Origin of the sequence: Paraburkholderia sp. BR14374, assembly GCF_040948685.1 — a bacterium.
Classification (GTDB): domain Bacteria; phylum Pseudomonadota; class Gammaproteobacteria; order Burkholderiales; family Burkholderiaceae; genus Paraburkholderia; species Paraburkholderia youngii.
Window position 1 is genome coordinate 182,155 of sequence record NZ_JBFPKF010000008.1, and the last position, 16,370, is coordinate 198,524.

The 16,370-nt window shown below is 62.1% G+C and carries 15 protein-coding genes and 3 tRNA genes; 10 read left to right on the forward strand and 8 right to left on the reverse strand.

Annotated features, from left to right (window positions below; all coding sequences use genetic code 11):
- Window positions 1–19: 19 nt before the first annotated feature.
- The 3 genes from AB3X86_RS20550 to ompR form a co-directional block, all read right to left on the reverse strand.
- The gene (locus AB3X86_RS20550; RefSeq protein ID WP_368597406.1) at window positions 20–568 is read right to left on the reverse strand and encodes a peroxiredoxin; all 549 of its coding nucleotides are present in this window, start codon (window positions 566–568) and stop codon (window positions 20–22) included.
- A gap of 76 nt (window positions 569–644) precedes the next feature.
- Window positions 645–1,994: an ATP-binding protein gene (locus AB3X86_RS20555; RefSeq protein WP_013089393.1), complete on the reverse strand. Its 1,350-nt coding sequence runs from the start codon at window positions 1,992–1,994 to the stop codon at window positions 645–647.
- Window positions 1,995–2,139: 145 nt separating this feature from the next.
- Window positions 2,140–2,865, reverse strand: a complete 726-nt coding sequence (gene ompR / locus AB3X86_RS20560) for a two-component system response regulator OmpR (protein WP_033379433.1) — start codon at window positions 2,863–2,865, stop codon at window positions 2,140–2,142.
- 236 nt (window positions 2,866–3,101) lie between these two features.
- Here ompR and AB3X86_RS20565 point away from each other — a divergent pair, with 236 nt between their 5' ends.
- Window positions 3,102–3,428: a hypothetical protein gene (locus tag AB3X86_RS20565; RefSeq protein ID WP_176108610.1), complete on the forward strand. Its 327-nt coding sequence runs from the start codon at window positions 3,102–3,104 to the stop codon at window positions 3,426–3,428.
- Between the two features lie 679 nt (window positions 3,429–4,107).
- Window positions 4,108–5,283 (forward strand): DUF1501 domain-containing protein, encoded by a 1,176-nt coding sequence (locus AB3X86_RS20570; protein WP_368597407.1) that lies wholly within the window; start codon window positions 4,108–4,110, stop codon window positions 5,281–5,283.
- Window positions 5,284–5,319: 36 nt separating this feature from the next.
- Here the strand turns inward: AB3X86_RS20570 and AB3X86_RS20575 are convergent, their stop codons facing one another.
- A complete protein-coding gene (locus AB3X86_RS20575) occupies window positions 5,320–6,156 on the reverse strand; it encodes a squalene/phytoene synthase family protein (protein WP_368597408.1) in 837 nt (278 codons plus the stop codon).
- Between the two features lie 229 nt (window positions 6,157–6,385).
- Between AB3X86_RS20575 and AB3X86_RS20580 the strand changes: the two genes are divergently transcribed.
- A tRNA-Leu gene (locus AB3X86_RS20580) sits at window positions 6,386–6,472 on the forward strand.
- Window positions 6,473–6,591: 119 nt separating this feature from the next.
- Here the strand turns inward: AB3X86_RS20580 and AB3X86_RS20585 are convergent.
- The 4 genes from AB3X86_RS20585 to AB3X86_RS20600 form a co-directional block, all read right to left on the reverse strand.
- Window positions 6,592–6,879, reverse strand: a complete 288-nt coding sequence (locus AB3X86_RS20585; RefSeq protein ID WP_176108606.1) for a hypothetical protein — start codon at window positions 6,877–6,879, stop codon at window positions 6,592–6,594.
- Window positions 6,880–6,998: 119 nt separating this feature from the next.
- A complete protein-coding gene (locus tag AB3X86_RS20590) occupies window positions 6,999–7,448 on the reverse strand; it encodes a MarR family winged helix-turn-helix transcriptional regulator (RefSeq protein WP_368597409.1) in 450 nt (149 codons plus the stop codon).
- Between the two features lie 63 nt (window positions 7,449–7,511).
- The gene (locus tag AB3X86_RS20595; protein WP_368597410.1) at window positions 7,512–8,657 is read right to left on the reverse strand and encodes a glycerate kinase; all 1,146 of its coding nucleotides are present in this window, start codon (window positions 8,655–8,657) and stop codon (window positions 7,512–7,514) included.
- A gap of 96 nt (window positions 8,658–8,753) precedes the next feature.
- Entirely contained in the window at window positions 8,754–9,053 is a 300-nt protein-coding gene (locus tag AB3X86_RS20600; RefSeq protein WP_368597411.1) for a hypothetical protein, read from the reverse strand.
- Between the two features lie 60 nt (window positions 9,054–9,113).
- On the opposite strand from AB3X86_RS20600, the gene tig reads away from it, so the two are divergent.
- The 7 genes from tig (at window position 9,114) to AB3X86_RS20635 (ending at window position 16,292) form a co-directional block, all read left to right on the forward strand.
- On the forward strand, window positions 9,114–10,460 hold the full coding sequence (tig, locus tag AB3X86_RS20605) for a trigger factor (RefSeq protein WP_368597412.1): 1,347 nt from the start codon (window positions 9,114–9,116) through the stop codon (window positions 10,458–10,460).
- Window positions 10,461–10,654: 194 nt separating this feature from the next.
- Window positions 10,655–11,308, forward strand: a complete 654-nt coding sequence (gene clpP, locus AB3X86_RS20610; protein WP_013089401.1) for an ATP-dependent Clp endopeptidase proteolytic subunit ClpP — start codon at window positions 10,655–10,657, stop codon at window positions 11,306–11,308.
- 196 nt (window positions 11,309–11,504) lie between these two features.
- Entirely contained in the window at window positions 11,505–12,776 is a 1,272-nt protein-coding gene (clpX, locus tag AB3X86_RS20615) for an ATP-dependent Clp protease ATP-binding subunit ClpX (RefSeq protein ID WP_013089402.1), read from the forward strand.
- A 201-nt stretch (window positions 12,777–12,977) separates the two neighbouring features.
- The gene (gene lon, locus AB3X86_RS20620; protein WP_018432018.1) at window positions 12,978–15,398 is read left to right on the forward strand and encodes an endopeptidase La; all 2,421 of its coding nucleotides are present in this window, start codon (window positions 12,978–12,980) and stop codon (window positions 15,396–15,398) included.
- Window positions 15,399–15,718: 320 nt separating this feature from the next.
- On the forward strand, window positions 15,719–15,991 hold the full coding sequence (locus AB3X86_RS20625; RefSeq protein WP_008923411.1) for an HU family DNA-binding protein: 273 nt from the start codon (window positions 15,719–15,721) through the stop codon (window positions 15,989–15,991).
- A gap of 101 nt (window positions 15,992–16,092) precedes the next feature.
- A tRNA-Val gene (locus AB3X86_RS20630) sits at window positions 16,093–16,168 on the forward strand.
- 47 nt (window positions 16,169–16,215) lie between these two features.
- Window positions 16,216–16,292, forward strand: a tRNA-Asp gene (locus AB3X86_RS20635).
- The last annotated feature ends 78 nt before the right edge of the window (window positions 16,293–16,370 follow it).

Below are 16,370 nucleotides of genomic sequence, written 5' to 3' on the forward strand. Positions count from 1 at the left end.
TGCGTGACCGGCGGTCCGCTTACAGCGTCGCGCCGCCGATCGTCCGATTGCTCGGGCACAGTTCGTCCGTTTGCAGGCCGTCGAGGATGCGCAGCACTTCCTGGGGGTTACGGCCCACGTATAGATTGTTGACCGACACGTGCTGGATCGTGTTGTCCGGATCGACGATATAGGTCGCGCGCAGCGCGACGCCCGCTTCCTTGTCGCGCACGCCGAGCTGGTCGATCAGCTCGCCTTTCACGTCGCCGAACGAGTAGTGGTTGAGCCTGTCGAGCGCCTTGTACTCGCGGCGCCACGCGAGCTTCACGTATTCATTGTCGACGCTGCCGCCGAGCAGCACCGCCTCGCGGTCCTCGAACTCCTTGGCGAGCTTGCTGAAATCGACGATTTCCGTCGGGCAGACCAGTGAAAAATCCTTCGGATAGAAGTAGATGATTTTCCACTTGCCTGGAAACGATTGATCGGTGATGTATTCGAACGCCGAGACGCCGTGTTCTTCGTGATGGTTGAAGCCCGGTTTCGCGGCAATGACGGTGAACGCTTCGAGTTTGTCGCCTACGGTTTTCATGCAAAGGCTCCTTCGGAAGTCGCACAAAGCGGCGTGCTTCGAATAACGACGGCGCGCCGTGTCGCGCGCCGTCGGCTCACGCGCTCTTCGCGAGCGGAAACTCGATCGTCACTTCAAGCCCAGGTCCGGGCGAGCGGTTGCGCAAACGCAGCGCGCCGCGATAACGCGCGACGAGCCGCTGCACGATCGCCATGCCGAGGCCCGTGCCGTTGGCCTGGGTGCGCGCCGAATTCACGCGATAGAACGGCCGCGTGACGAGCGCGAGCTGGTCTTCGGGAATGCCGGGGCCTTCGTCCACCACCGACAGTTCGACGCGCGAATGCGACACGCGCGTTTCGAGAATCACATGTGGCACACCGTCACCGTCGCTGAGACCATATTTGCGCGCGTTCTCGAGCAGATTGCCGACCACACGACGCATGTCGGTTTCATCGGCCTCGATCACCGCCGACGGAGCGAGCCGTGTGATCAGCCGCATGCTGTCCTCGCTTTGCATCCGCGCGGCGAGCTCGCTCGCGATCACCGACAGGTCGACCGGTTCCGGCACGCGCTGCACCGGACGCGCGTAATCGAGGAAGCGGCCGATGATCATGTCCATCTGCTCGATGTCGTCGACCATCGCGTCCTTGGTGGCCTGATCGGACGGGCTCATTTCGGTTTCGAGCCGCAGCCGCGCGAGCGGCGTGCGCAGATCGTGCGAGATGCCTGCGAGCATCAGCGCGCGATCGGCCTCGAGCTGTTCGAGGTCGCGCACCATCTGGTTGAAGCTTCGATTGGTTTCGGCGGCGACGCCCATGCCGCGCTCGGGCAGCGGCTCGGGCGATTGCCCGGAGCCGACCCTACGCGCGGCCATCGCGAGGCGCGCAAAAGGCCGGTTCACCAGACTAGTGATGAACGCCGCGCCGAACAGCGACAGCGCAAGCGCGAACACGCCCCAGCCGGCCCACTGCAGGCCGGTCGCGTTATCGAGCTGATCGCGATCGAGGGCGACCCAGTAATCGTCGTCGTCGATCTTGAAGCTGATCCATACGCCGTTGATATCGTTGACGCTCTGCGCGATCACCGTGTCGTCGCCGAGACGGCCGCGGATGTCGTGCTCGATCAGTCGATTCAGTGATTCGTCGGGCTGGAGTTTGTATTTGTCGGTGGCTTCGCGCGGATACACGCGCACCCCTTCATTGCTCTCCAGATCCTGCAGCAGCGCGCGCCGCAGGTCGGGATCGGAATAGAGGAGTGCGGTGCGCGTGAGTTTGACGATCGCGACGAGTTGCAGAGCCACGCGCTGCGCACGCGGCTCCCGCTCGATCACGCGAAAGCTCTGGAACCACGCGGCGAGACTGACTGCGATCAACAGCGCGATCAGCAGAAAGGTCCGCCAGAAAAGGCCGCCGAACGCGAGCGTCAGGAGGCGCCGGTCGATCCGCATGGGCCCTTCTTATCTGGAGTCAAAGACAGAAACTATATGGGACCGAAGCAGGTGCTTTGCATGGGACCAGATGACGCACTGAAGCGCGAACTCTGATCGACAGCTAAAACGCCTACTCTGGTCGACATGAAAACGGAGCACAAACTCAGGCTGCGCCGTCGGGAATGAACACGTAGCCGAGACCCCACACGGTCTGAATGAAACGCGGGCTGCCCGGATCCGGCTCGATCAATTTGCGCAGACGCGAGATCTGCACGTCGAGGCTGCGGTCGAAGACTTCGTATTCGCGGCCGCGTGCGAGTTCCATCAGCTTTTCGCGCGACAGCGGCTGACGCGGATGACGGGCGAACACCTTCAGCACCGAGAATTCACCGGTGGTAAGCGGAATTTCCTGGCCGGCCTTGGTCAGCGTGCGGGTGGCGAGATTCAGTGCGAACTCACCGAACTCGAACACCTCGGTGGTCTCGGACGGCGCGCCCGGCAACTCGGACGGCGACTGACGGCGCAGCACCGCGTGAATGCGCGCGACCAGTTCACGCGGATTGAACGGCTTGGGCAGGTAGTCGTCGGCACCCATCTCGAGTCCGACGATGCGATCGACATCCTCACCCTTGGCCGTCAGCATGATGATCGGCGTGCGGTCGTTGCTGCCGCGCAGACGCCGGCAGATCGACAGGCCGTCCTCACCGGGCAGCATCAGATCGAGCACTAGCAGATCGAAGCGCTCGCGCACCCAGAGCTTGTTCATTGACGGCGCATTTTCGGCGACGTAGACGTTGAAGCCCTGCTCACCGAGATAGCGGCGCAGAAGATCGCGCAGGCGTGGATCGTCGTCGACGACGAGGATTTTCGAAGGGTTTTTGGTTTCCATGGTCGGCATCTTAGCGCGATTAGAAAGTGGTGCGCGGTTACACCATTTCTGGGGTTACAGTCAGTTACAAAATTTACCCGCGGTATGGCGCGACGTAAAGTATGCGCGTTTAGACTCCTTTACTGAATGCGGCTGTTCGGTGGATACTTCACTCGACAAAACTCTCGCACCCCGCTGTTACCGGGGTTTGTATACGCATCTGAGGTAGCCGGTTGCCGCGCCACGAAGGGAACAACATGAAGGGAGGGGTTTGGCCAAATGTGCGCCTGAGCGTGATTGCACTGGCGGTTGCCGGTACGCTCGCAGGCACACTGGGCCCGACGCTCGCCCATGCGCAGCCGTCCGCGGATAGAGCGGCGAGCGAGCATGCGCCCCGCTCTGGCAATGGCAAACCCAGCCACCGCAATCCGAGCATCGATCACCCTGCTTCTGACGTGATGTTGCGTACCGCGGTTCCCCCTGATCTCGATCAACGTCGGCGCGACGGGCATATGACGCCCGAAGAGCGTCGGCTGCTGCGGCAGCACATCGAAGACGCCGTGCGCGAGTTGTACAAGCGTTAGTCTCAGCGCGCGCATCGTCGCGTGAACAATCCTGTTGCCCCTTCAGCTTCCACTTCCTGGTCCGCTGCTCTGTTGAGTCGCTAGCATCCGTTCGAGATTTCACGCGCAACGGATCAGCGTTGGCGAACCTTTGCAACGTGTGTGGTGAGCGTCGCGCGTTAGCGCGCGCAGCGAAGCGATATCGGCGTCTTCTGACTGGGTGTTCGAGCCCATTCCAATGCGTGCCGAGCGCATCACACGGAGACCGGACCAGCGTCGCGAGCAACAAATGCGGCTCGGACAGCGTTACGAACTATTACGTGCAAGCTGAGTGCGCGCGGGGCGAACACGCGTTCGCCGCCAGTCGAGTTCGTGATCGGCGCGTTGCGCGCATTCGATGCCGGCTACGACGATACCTCGCGGTTCGTCGCGCCGATCGCGCGTTCGGTCGCGGATCAACAGCTCGACGCTGCTCGCCAACAAGCAGTTCGTCGAGCAGCTGTTTCGCGCAACCAGCAGTGCAGGGGCGCCGCGCATGAATGGCGCGGCCAGCGCTTGGCGCGAATCAGGTGCGCCCGCCGCTGCAGCGCGTCATGGCGCGCAATGGCCGGGGTGGCGTACGCTTTGACATCGCGATCCGGCTCGCGCAGAGGCAACGGGCGGCCCGGCACGCGCCATCATGATCACGACGAGGTGCAGCATGAAACGACGCAGCTTTCTGTCGATGAGCGCGGCCGCCGGCGCATTGCTGTGTTTGCCTCGCGCGCTCGCCGCGCAGGACGCGAACGCTGCGCATTGGCGGGATGCATCGAAAGCGTCGGTTGTGCCGGGGCGCGGTTACGACAACCTGCTGATCCTGATCGAACTCAAAGGCGGCAACGACGGTTTGAACACCGTGATCCCGTTCGCCGATCCCGCGTACTACGCGCTGCGCGAAAACATCGGCATCAAACGCGAACAGATGATCCACCTCGACGAGCGCACCGCGCTGCATCCAGCGTTGCAGCCGTTGATGCTGCTGTGGCGCAGCCGGCAACTCGCGATCGTGCAGGGTGTCGGCTACGCGCAGCCGAACCTGTCGCATTTCCGGTCGATCGAGATCTGGGATACCGCGTCACGCTCCGATCAGTATCTGCACGACGGCTGGCTCACGCGCGCGTTCGCGATGAAGCCGGTGCCCTTCGATTTCGCGGCCGACGGCGTCGTGATCGGCAGCGCCGAAATGGGGCCGCTCGCAAATGGCGCGCGCGCGATCGCGCTGGTCAATCGCACGCAGTTCGGCGGGACCTTGCGACTCGCGACGCCGGTGCCTCAGTTGACGACCGCGTTTCCTGATGGCGCGTTCGGCAGTTCGATCAAAACGGCGATGCAGGTGCTGGCCGCTTCGGACACCCTGAAGATAGCTGCCGCCGGACGCGCGCCAATGGAGCAGTCATCGAGCGGCCGAGGTTTGGTCGTGATCCGGCTAACGATGAACGGTTTCGATACGCACCAGAACCAGTGCGGACAGCATGCCGCGTTGCTTCAACACTTCGCGCAAGGGATGGTGGCGATGCAGGCCGCGCTTGTCGAGTTGGGCCGGTGGAACGATACGCTCGTGATGACGTATGCGGAGTTCGGGCGGCGTCCGCGCGAGAATGAGAGCAACGGCAGCGATCACGGCACGGTGGCGCCGCACTTCGTGACGGGTGGTCGCGTGCGGGGCGGTTTGTATGGCGTACCGCCGATGCTTGCGCGGCTCGACGGAAATGGCAACCTGCCGGTTGGCGTGGATTTTCGCCAGATTTATGCGACGGTGCTCGGGCCCTGGTGGGGCTTGGAGGCGTCGACGATTCTGCGCCAGCGGTTCGAGCCGCTGCCATTGCTGCGGGCGTGAGCGGATGGGCGCGAATCGACGCTGCTCGCTGTCACGCTACTTCGCGCGCCATGCGATCCATAGCTTGCGGATCGGCGTCAACGCGATGCGTTGATGCAGCACGTGATAACCGTCGCGCTCGATTTCATCGAGCAACGCCAACGCGAGCGCCGCGAGCGCGAGCAGCGTGCGCTGGGCACGCCGCGCGCTCGCGGGCACCGCGGCGAGCGCGCTTTGCACGGCATCGCGCGCGCGATGCGTCTCGAAGCGCATCAGCTCGGTGAACGCGTCGGTGTATTTGCGGTTGATCAGATCGGCGGCGGTGACGTTGTAGCGCTGCATCTCGTCGATCGGAACGTAGATGCGGCCGTGCCGCGCATCGTTGCCGGTTTCGGCGACGAACTGCGCGAGCATCAGCGCCTCGCCGAGCGGAGCCGCCCACGTCGACGCTTGCTCGGCATCGTCGGCCGATCCGGCTGCCGCGGCGCGCGACACCAGCGACGCGAAATTGCCGCCGACCCCGCGCACATAGCGCCGCAGGTTCGGATAGTCGAGATAGCGTGCCTGGTCGAGATCCATCTCGAAGCCCGCGAGCAATTCCTGCAGAGCCGGATACTCGGCCTGCGCGTCGGGCAGATAGGCCGCGAGGGCCCTGGACACCGGATGCGACGGCGAGCCCGCGGCGAGCGCGGCGATTTCTTTCTGCCACCATGCGAGCTTGGTGCGGCCGACCGCGGGATCGCTCGTCTCCTTGACCGTTTCCTCGAACTCGCGACGCAATGCGAAGAGCGCCGTCAACAGCGGCTGACTGGCTGCGCGGGCCTGGCGAAGCGCATAGTAGGTGCTCGATCCTGGGGGCGCCGCTTTCTGCTGGCAATAGTCGTCGAAATTCACGTGATGAGAGTGTGTAGAAGGGCTGGCGAGAAGGGCGCTGGCGTCCGTACGGCGCCCGTCTCGACGAGCCGAAAATTGTAGCATCGGCGCCGCGCGCGCAGATACCGACGGGTGCAGACAAGCGCGAATCAATCGGTTAGAATCTCGCGCTTACGCTTTCGGGCACGTGTTTGGCGCGCATGGAAGTGCACAGGACAATCGGGCACGACGCATCGCGGCGTACCCGGCTGCGAGGGTGGCGAAATTGGTAGACGCACCAGGTTTAGGTCCTGACGCCCGCAAGGGTGTAGGGGTTCGAGTCCCCTCCCTCGCACCATTTATTGGTAGTCAAGAAAAACCCCGTCAAGTCTTTGGACCGACGGGGTTTTTTCTTTGCTGCACGGTCTCTGCAAGGCCGCAGGGTTGCCCCGCGGCCTGTCATTGCGGCCGCGCGACTTAGGCGCCCGGCGTTCCCGGCGCTTGCTGCGAACCCGGCAACTCCGCTTGCGCGGCACCTTCGAGGAAGCGGCGCGTCGACTCGAACGCTTGCAGCATCTGGTCCGGCCACGGCGTTTGCAGCATCACGGCTTGATGATTTTCAAATGCCGACGACAGAAGTTTCGCCAGTTCCGGCGAACGAAGATGACGCAGCACGACGCTGACCGCGATTGCGGTTGCCTGGCTCGCGCCGGCGGTCTGAAGTTCCGACGCGGTGAGTGCCGCGACCTGTTTGTTGATGTCCACTGAAACGTCCCTGGATGAAAAAGAGGGTGAAGGCACGTTGGCCAATGCTGAATTTTGACACGCGCCGCCCAATGCCGTGAAACGGCGCTCCCCAAATATGGCCGGTGCGCCGCGCGTGATCACTCCCGCGCGTTCATCGCGCGAATTACCTTGTCGAGCGCCGCGCCGAACGCGGCCCTTTCTTCTTCGGCGAGACAGTCGAACATATCGCCGTTCCACTTGCGCGCGATCGGCATCACCTTGCGATACAGCGCGCGACCTTCCTGCGTCAGCGAGACCAGCACGACGCGGCCGTCCGCGGCGCTCGTCTCGCGTTGCACGAGTCCCTGCCGGATCAGCGCTTCGGCTGCGCGACTCGCCTGGCTTTTGTCCAAATTGGCATGACGTGCCAGTTCCATGATCGAGAATGGTCCGAACGATCCCACCGACGCAATCACACGCGCTTCAGGCAGCGTTACGTCGAGCTTCGCCGCGTAGCGCGCGCTGATGCCGCGCTCGGCCAGTTTGTTTAGAACATGCAGACGATACGTGAGGAGTTGCTCGAGCCCGGCTTTGGCGGAGTCCTTCATGGTCACCCCGTGATGTGTGGAACGGTCGTGGCGCTGTGATTGTTGCGGCAACCGTTTCGCGGGTCAACGCTCGCTGTATTTCAGCCGCGTCAACTGCTCGGCCTCGTTGGCGAGCAGGCGCGCTGCGTCGCGAATCGCCACGTCGAGCGTGATCGGCCCGGGCGCCGGCGAAAAGCAGCCGCTGAAGTGTTCGGCGAGGCGTGGCAGCGCGGCGGGGTCGACTGCGCCCGACAGCAGCGTGGCGGGCACGCCCGCGGCTCGCGCATGCGCGCACGCGATGAACGGCGCCTTGCCATGCAGCGTCTGTACGTCGGAGCGGCCTTCGCCGGTGATCAGCCAGTCGGCGCCGGCGAGCGCCGCGTCGAGGCCGATTTGCCGCGCGACGGTCTCCGCGCCCGGCTCGAACTGCGCGCCGAGCATATGCAACGCGAAGCCGAGGCCGCCTGCCGCGCCCGCGCCCGGCAGGTCGCGCGCGCTGTGGCCGAGCGCGGCTTCGAGCAGATCGGCGAAGCGCGCGAGCGCCGCGTCGATCGGTGCGACCTGTTCGGGCTTCACGCCTTTTTGCGGTCCGAAGATCGCGGTCGCGCCGTGCTCGCCGGTCAGCGGATTGTCGACGTCCGACATACCCACGAACTGCGTGTCGGCAAGCCGCGCGTCGAGTAGCGACGCATCGACCCGCGCCACGCGTGCAAGCTGCTCGGGCGTGCCTTCGAGCGCGTTGCCTTGCGCGTCGAACAGTTGCAGGCCGAGGCCGGTCAGTAAGCCGGCGCCGCCGTCGTTCGTGCTGCTGCCGCCGAGCGCGACGAAAAAGCGCCGCACGCCGGCGTCGAGCAACGCGCGAATCGCTTCGCCCATGCCACGCGTGCTGCGCGCCTCGACCGGCACGCCCATGCCGACTGGGTCCGTAATGCCGACGATTTCCGCCGTTTCGATGATTGCGCTGCCATCCGCGAGCAGGCCTGTGAGAGCCGCGCGCGTCGGGCCGGCCGCGCTGCGCACACTAAGCGTGCGGCGCTCGCCGCCGCTCGTGAGCATGGCGTCGAGCGTGCCTTCGCCGCCGTCGGCCATCGGACAAATGCGCACGCTTGCGTCGGGGCGTGCACGCTGGATGCCAGCTGCGATCGCCTGCGCGACCTCTTCCGCGCTGAGCGAGCCTTTGAATGAATCGGGAGCGATGACGACGACAGGCGAGGGCGACGAATTCGGCATGGTGTCTCTGAGAGGTTTGAGTCGTTGTGAGCGGTTGCTGGCGCCGATGAAGCGACCGGCTGCTGGTGACCGGCGGTGGTGGCCCGACCGAGTGCGTTAGCTTATCAGCATGGGGGCGTCGGCTGAATATGTCGAAAGGCATAGGCGGGATCGCTGGAAACCGGATACCGACGCAGAGACAAACCACGCTTGCTGTGCCAAAACAACCCGAAAATGCCCCACAAAACGCGCAGAATGAAGGGAAAACTCGATGCATTCATCGAATCCCGGCTTGGCGCGCAAATAGTTTGCTAAAATATTCGGCTCTTTGGACTCAACCGTGCTGCCGGCGGCCTGCAAGCCCGCGGCGCAGGTGCGCGATCGATGCAATCGGCGCAAATCGATGCGAAGCGACATCGACGGGCAGCACGGAGAAGATAACTGATTCGCTCGAATAATTTTAGGACGATTGAAGCCATGGCTAACGTTGTTGAAAACCTCGGCAAGCTCGAACGCCGCGTGACGATTTCCCTGCCGAAGGATGCCGTGCAGAAGGAAGTGGATTCGCGTATCCGTCAACTCGCGAAGAACGTGCGCATGCCCGGTTTCCGCCCGGGCAAGGTGCCGCTCAAGATGGTCACGCAACAGTATTCGGGCCAGGTGGAAGCCGAAGTGCTGAGCGACAAGGTCGGCAAGGAATTCTTCGACATCAGCCGCGCCGAGAACCTGCGTGTCGCGGGTCAGCCGAGCTTCGCGCCGAAGACCGACGCCGCTGAAGGCAGCTACGCGTTCGACGCGACCTTCGAGGTGTACCCGGAAGTGAAGCTGGGCGACGTCGCCACGGCTGAAATCGAGCGCACGACGACCACCATCAGCGAAGCGGAAATCGACCGCACGCTGGACATCCTGCGCAAGCAGCGCGTGCACTTCCACGCTCGCGGCGAAGCCGGCGAGCACGGCGACGGCGGCGCGGACATGGCCGCCAAAGAAGGCGACCGCGTGACGGTCGACTTCGTCGGCAAGATCAACGGTGAAGCATTCCAGGGCGGTAGCGCCGAAGACTTCGGCTTCATCCTCGGCGAAGGCCGCATGCTGCCGGAATTCGAAAAAGCGGCGCTCGGCCTGAAGGTCGGCGAAGCGAAGGAATTCGACCTGAAGTTCCCGGACGACTACCACGGCAAGGAAGTGGCGGGCAAGACGGCGCAATTCACGATCACGATGAAGAAGATCGAATGGCCGCATCTGCCGGAAGTCGATGGCGAATTCGCGAAATCGCTCGGCATCCAGGACGGCGATCTGACCAAGATGCGCGCCGAAATCAAGGACAACCTCGAGCGCGAAGCGAAGCGCCGCACGCAAGCCATCGTCAAGAATCAGGTGATGGACGCGCTGCTGAAGATCTCGGAACTCGACGTGCCGAACGCGCTGATCGAACAGGATCAGGAGCGCCTCGTCGCTATGGCTCGCCAGGATCTGGAGCAGCGTGGCGTGCCGAACGCGAAGGACGCGCCGATCCCGGCTGCGATGTTCAAGGAACAGGCCGAGCGCCGCGTCAAGCTGGGTCTCGTGTTGGCTGAGCTCGTCAAGGCGAATGGACTCCAGGCGAAGCCGGAGCAGATCCGTGCCGAAGTCGACGAATTCGCGAAAAGCTACGAAGACCCGAAGGAAGTCGTCCGCTGGTATTATTCGAACCAGCAACGTCTTGCTGAAATGGAAGCGTACGTCGTTGAAGCCAACGTCGTCGACTTCGTCCTCAGCAAGGCCAAGGTGACGGACAAGGAAGTGAGCTTCGAGGAACTGGCAAGCGCAACGGCGCAAGCGTAAGCGTCGCTGCAACGGCGTGCCGGCTGTCGGAGCGACCGACGGCCCGCACGCCGTTTTTTTGCGCCGCGAGAGTGTGTGACGGACCGGATCCCGGTCGTGGGTGCACACAAAGACGGCACTTGAATATGGGCTCGTCGCACCAACCTGTGTCTAGCAGCTAATATTCAGAATATTTCCAGACAAGGATCCATTGCATGACCTTTCGCGCCCAAATGCTGGACACGTTGACCTCCCAGTCGTCCCGGGATCTCGAAGCGCAGGCACTCGGTCTGGTGCCGATCGTCGTGGAAACGAGCGGCCGGGGCGAGCGTTCGTATGATATTTATTCGCGGCTGCTGAAGGAACGCATTGTGTTCCTCGTAGGCGAAGTGAACGACCAGACAGCCAACCTGGTGGTTGCGCAGATGCTGTTTCTCGAAAGCGAGAATCCGGACAAGGACATCTACTTCTACATCAACAGCCCGGGCGGCTCCGTGTCTGCCGGTATGGCGATCTACGATACGATGCAGTTCATCAAGCCGGACGTTTCGACCCTTTGCATGGGGCTCGCGGCAAGCATGGGTGCGTTTCTGCTCGCGGCCGGCGCGAAGGGCAAGCGTTTCGCGCTGCCGAATTCGCGCGTGATGATTCACCAGCCGCTCGGCGGCGCGCGCGGTCAGGCATCGGACATCGAAATCCAGGCGCGCGAAATCCTGTACCTGAAGGATCGACTGAATCATCTGCTCGCGCACCACACCGGTCAGCCCGTCGAGCGCATCGCGCGTGACACCGACCGCGACAACTTCATGTCCGGCGATGACGCGCAGGCGTACGGCCTTGTTGACCAAGTGGCGCACAAGCGTCCTTGATCTGGTACGGTTTTGCCACGCTGTTTTGCCCACTGTTGCGGCAAAACCGTCATCGGGCCGGTGGTGAATGTTCTACTTCCGTCCGGGCGTCTGCGGCAAGCGCCGTTATCCTGCTCACTAGCTCTGCCGCGCCCAAACTGCGTGGCGGGGGCAAACGGCGTATTATGTAATCCGGTGTCCGGAGGCTCACACATCTATGGCGGACAAGAAAGGTTCTAACAGCGAAAAGCTGTTGTATTGCTCGTTTTGCGGCAAGAGCCAGCATGAGGTCAAGAAACTGATTGCTGGCCCGTCGGTATTCATCTGCGATGAATGTATCGATCTATGCAACGAAATCATTCGTGACGAGGCTGCAGGCGCGGGCATCGAGGCGGGCTTGTCCAAGTCCGACCTGCCGACTCCGCAGGAAATCCGCGAAATTCTCGACCAGTACGTGATCGGTCAGGAACGCGCGAAGAAAATCCTCGCGGTCGCGGTCTACAACCACTACAAGCGTCTCAAGCATCTCGACAAGAAGGACGAAATCGAGTTGTCGAAGAGCAACATCCTGCTGATCGGCCCGACCGGCTCCGGCAAGACGCTGCTCGCGCAGACGCTCGCGCGCCTTCTGAACGTGCCGTTCGTGATCGCCGACGCGACCACGCTGACGGAAGCCGGCTATGTCGGTGAAGACGTCGAGAACATCATCCAGAAGCTGCTTCAGAATTGTAATTACGAGGTGGACAAGGCCCAGCGCGGGATTGTCTACATCGACGAGATCGACAAGATCAGCCGCAAGTCCGACAACCCGTCCATCACGCGCGACGTGTCGGGCGAGGGCGTGCAGCAGGCTCTCCTGAAGCTGGTCGAAGGCACGATGGCGTCGGTGCCGCCGCAAGGTGGCCGTAAGCATCCGAACCAGGACTTCATCCAGGTCGATACGACCAACATCCTGTTCATCTGCGGCGGCGCGTTCGACGGCCTGGAAAAGGTCATCGTCGACCGTACCGAGAAGACTGGCATCGGTTTTGGCGCCAGCGTGAAGAGCAAGCAGGACCGCGATGCCGGTGAAGTGCTGCGCGAAGTGGAGCCGGAAGATCTGATCAAGTTCGGCCTGATTCCAGAACTGATCGGCCGTCTGCCGGTGGTTGCCACGCTCGGCAAGCTCGACGAAGCGGCGCTGATGAAGATTCTCGTCGAACCGAAGAATGCGCTTGTCAAGCAGTATCACAAGCTCTTCAGCATGGAGCGCGTCGAACTGGAAATTCGTCCGGCCGCGCTGCAGGCCGTGGCGCGCAAGGCGATCCGCCGCAAGACCGGGGCGCGGGGCCTGCGTTCGATTCTGGAACAGGCGTTGCTCGACGTGATGTACGACCTTCCGCAAATGAAAGGTGTCAGCAAGGTCATCATCGACGACAACGTTATCGACGGCGACGGCAAACCGCTGCTGATCTACGAAGACGCGCCGAAGGTCGCGGGTTCGAACTGATCGGCTTTCGAGTTCTGCAAAAAAGCCGTTCATGGCGACGTGAACGGCTTTTTCGTTTATCGTGTGGTCAGGCTGGTTGTTCTCAACTATGGAGTCACTGAACCTTCGGAGTCACTGAACTTTTCCCACACGCGGAGGCTTGCAAAATTTTCTGCTGGCCTCACCTATCGAACGAACTGATTCCACTCATGGGGAAATGAAATGTCAGGAACCCAACTCCTCCCGCCGGAACGCATTACGCTGCCGCTGCTCCCGCTGCGCGACGTAGTCGTTTTCCCGCACATGGTGATTCCGCTCTTCGTAGGCCGCCCGAAGTCGATCAAGGCTCTCGAAGCAGCGATGGAAGGCGGCAAGCACATCATGCTCGTCGCCCAGAAAACGGCTGCGAAAGATGAGCCGACCGAAAAGGACATGTACGAAGTAGGGTGTATCGCCAACATCCTGCAGATGCTGAAACTGCCCGACGGTACCGTGAAGGTGCTCGTCGAAGGCTTGCAGCGCGCGAAGACGCTTTCCATCGAAGAACAGGAAACGCAGTTCTCGTGCGAAGTCATGCCGCTCGAACCCGACCATGCCGACAGCGCCGAAACCGAAGCGCTGCGTCGCGCGATCGTGTCGCAGTTCGACCAGTATGTGAAGCTGAACAAGAAGATCCCGCCGGAGATCCTGACCTCCTTGTCGGGTATCGACGAAGCCGGGCGTCTCGCGGACACGATTGCCGCGCATCTGCCGCTCAAGCTCGACCAGAAGCAGCACATCCTCGAGATGTTCCCGGTGATCGAGCGGCTCGAGCATCTGCTCGCGCAACTCGAAGCTGAGATCGACATCCTGCAGGTCGAAAAGCGTATCCGTGGGCGCGTCAAGCGTCAGATGGAGAAGAGCCAGCGCGAGTACTACCTGAACGAACAGGTCAAGGCGATCCAGAAGGAACTCGGCGAAGGCGAAGAAGGTGCGGATCTCGAGGAGCTCGAGAAGCGCATCACGGCTGCCCGCATGCCGAAGGAAGCGAAGAAGAAGGCCGACGCCGAGCTGAAGAAGCTCAAGCTGATGTCACCGATGTCGGCGGAAGCGACGGTCGTGCGCAACTACATCGACACGCTGATCGGCTTGCCGTGGCGCAAGAAGAGCAAGGTCAACAACGACCTGTCGAATGCGGAACGCGTGCTCGACGAAGACCACTTCGGTCTTGAGAAGGTGAAGGAACGCATCCTCGAGTACCTCGCGGTCCAGCAACGTGTCGACAAAGTCAAGGCGCCGATCCTGTGCCTCGTTGGGCCTCCGGGTGTCGGTAAGACTTCGCTCGGCCAGTCGATCGCGCGCGCGACGAACCGCAAGTTCGTGCGCATGGCATTGGGCGGCGTGCGTGACGAAGCCGAGATTCGCGGCCACCGTCGTACATACATCGGATCGATGCCGGGCAAGATCCTGCAGAGCCTGACCAAGGTCGGCGTGCGCAATCCGCTCTTCCTGCTCGACGAAGTCGACAAGATGGGCCAGGATTTCCGCGGCGATCCGTCGTCGGCGCTGCTCGAAGTGCTCGATCCGGAACAGAACCATACGTTTGCCGATCACTACGTCGAGGTCGATTTCGATCTGTCGGACGTGATGTTCGTCGCGACGTCGAACTCCCTGAACATTCCGCCGCCGCTGCTCGACCGGATGGAAGTGATTCGTCTGTCCGGCTATACGGAAGACGAGAAGGTCAGCATCGCGCAGCGTTATCTGTTGCCGAAGCAGAAGAAGAACAACGGCCTCAAGGATGGCGAGGTCGATGTGACCGAATCCGCGATCCGCGACATCATTCGCTACTACACGCGTGAAGCGGGCGTGCGTTCGCTCGAGCGTGAAGTGTCGAAGATTTGCCGCAAGGTCGTGAAGATGCTTCTGCTGAAGAAGGCGGAAGGCGCGGTGAAGGTCGACGGTAGCAATCTCGACACGTTCCTCGGCGTGCGCAAGTATGACTTCGGTCTGGCCGCAAAGGAAAATCAGGTGGGCCAGGTCACGGGTCTCGCGTGGACGGAAGTGGGCGGCGATCTGCTGACTATCGAAGCCGCAGTGATGCCGGGCAAGGGCAATGTGATCCGCACGGGTTCGCTCGGCGACGTGATGAAGGAATCCGTCGAAGCGGCGCGCTCGGTCGTGCGTTCGCGTTCGCGTCGCCTTGGCATCAAGGACGAAGCGTTCGACAAGCAGGATATTCACATCCACGTGCCGGAAGGCGCGACGCCGAAAGATGGTCCTTCGGCTGGTATCGCGATGACGACCGCGCTGGTGTCGGTGTTGACCGGTATTCCGGTGCGCGCCGATGTCGCGATGACGGGCGAAATCACGTTGCGTGGCGAAGTCCTGCCGATCGGCGGCCTGAAGGAGAAACTGCTCGCGGCGCATCGCGGTGGTATCAAGCTGGTGCTGATTCCGGAAGAAAACGTCAAGGACTTGACGGAGATTCCGGACAACGTGAAGAACGCGATCGAAATCGTGCCGGTCCGCTGGATCGACAAGGTGCTCGAACTTGCGCTCGAACGCGTGCCGCAGGCGTTGCCGGAAGAAGAACCGAAGCCTTCGGCGCCGGTTGGTGCCGAGCCGGGCAAGGATGCCGCGACGGACGTCGTCAAGCACTAAGGTCCGAAGCGCATCCGAATGCGCTGACGTCAAAGCATCCAGCAGCGCTGTTGCTCGCTGATGCAGAAAACCCGCGGTCAAGGCCGCGGGTTTTTTATTGCCCGCACGACCTTGGCGCGGTGTCGCATCACCAGACTGTCCGCTGCAACATACTGTGATGAAAGCGCCCCTCTAAAATCACCTCGATCAGGCTCAACCCCGGTTGACACAAGGGTTTCGGCCGCTTCTAATGGGGCGGCTTGGCGTTAGCGCCGGCCGCGTGGCGGGAGGTGCTGGAAAGCACTGTCACGATTGCCAATAAACATTCACGGGGGTTTTGAATGAACAAGACGGAATTGATCGATCACATCGCACAGCAAGCCGACATTTCGAAGGCTGCGGCCGGCCGTGCGCTCGATGCAGTCATCGCGGGCGTCAAAAGCACGTTGAAGAAGGGCGGATCGGTCACGCTGGTCGGCTTTGGCACGTTCGCGGTCGGCAAGCGCACCGCGCGCACCGGGCGCAATCCGCGCACGGGCGCCGCGATCAAAATCAAGGCAGCAAAAGTTCCTAAATTTAGGCCTGGCAAAGCGCTGAAGGATGCGCTAAACTAATGGGCTTGCTGCTTGAGGAATTGCTTGACCCGGTTGCATCGTCGATTCATCGGGTGAGCGGCTGCAAGGCAGAAAACACATCAAGCACTGAATCACGAAACGGGTGCTTAGCTCAGTTGGTAGAGCGGCGCCCTTACAAGGCGTAGGTCGGGAGTTCGAGCCTCTCAGCACCCACCAGTTTCAGATTCGGCGGCAGTGTTTTCAGTAGCAAGAGCGCAGTAAAAGGAGTGGTAGTTCAGTCGGTTAGAATACCGGCCTGTCACGCCGGGGGTCGCGGGTTCGAGTCCCGTCCACTCCGCCAGTATCCACGAAAGGCGAACTCCGGTTCGCCTTTTTTGTTGCCCGCTGAGGTAAGATCGGGCGTTCTGTTTTTGGCATC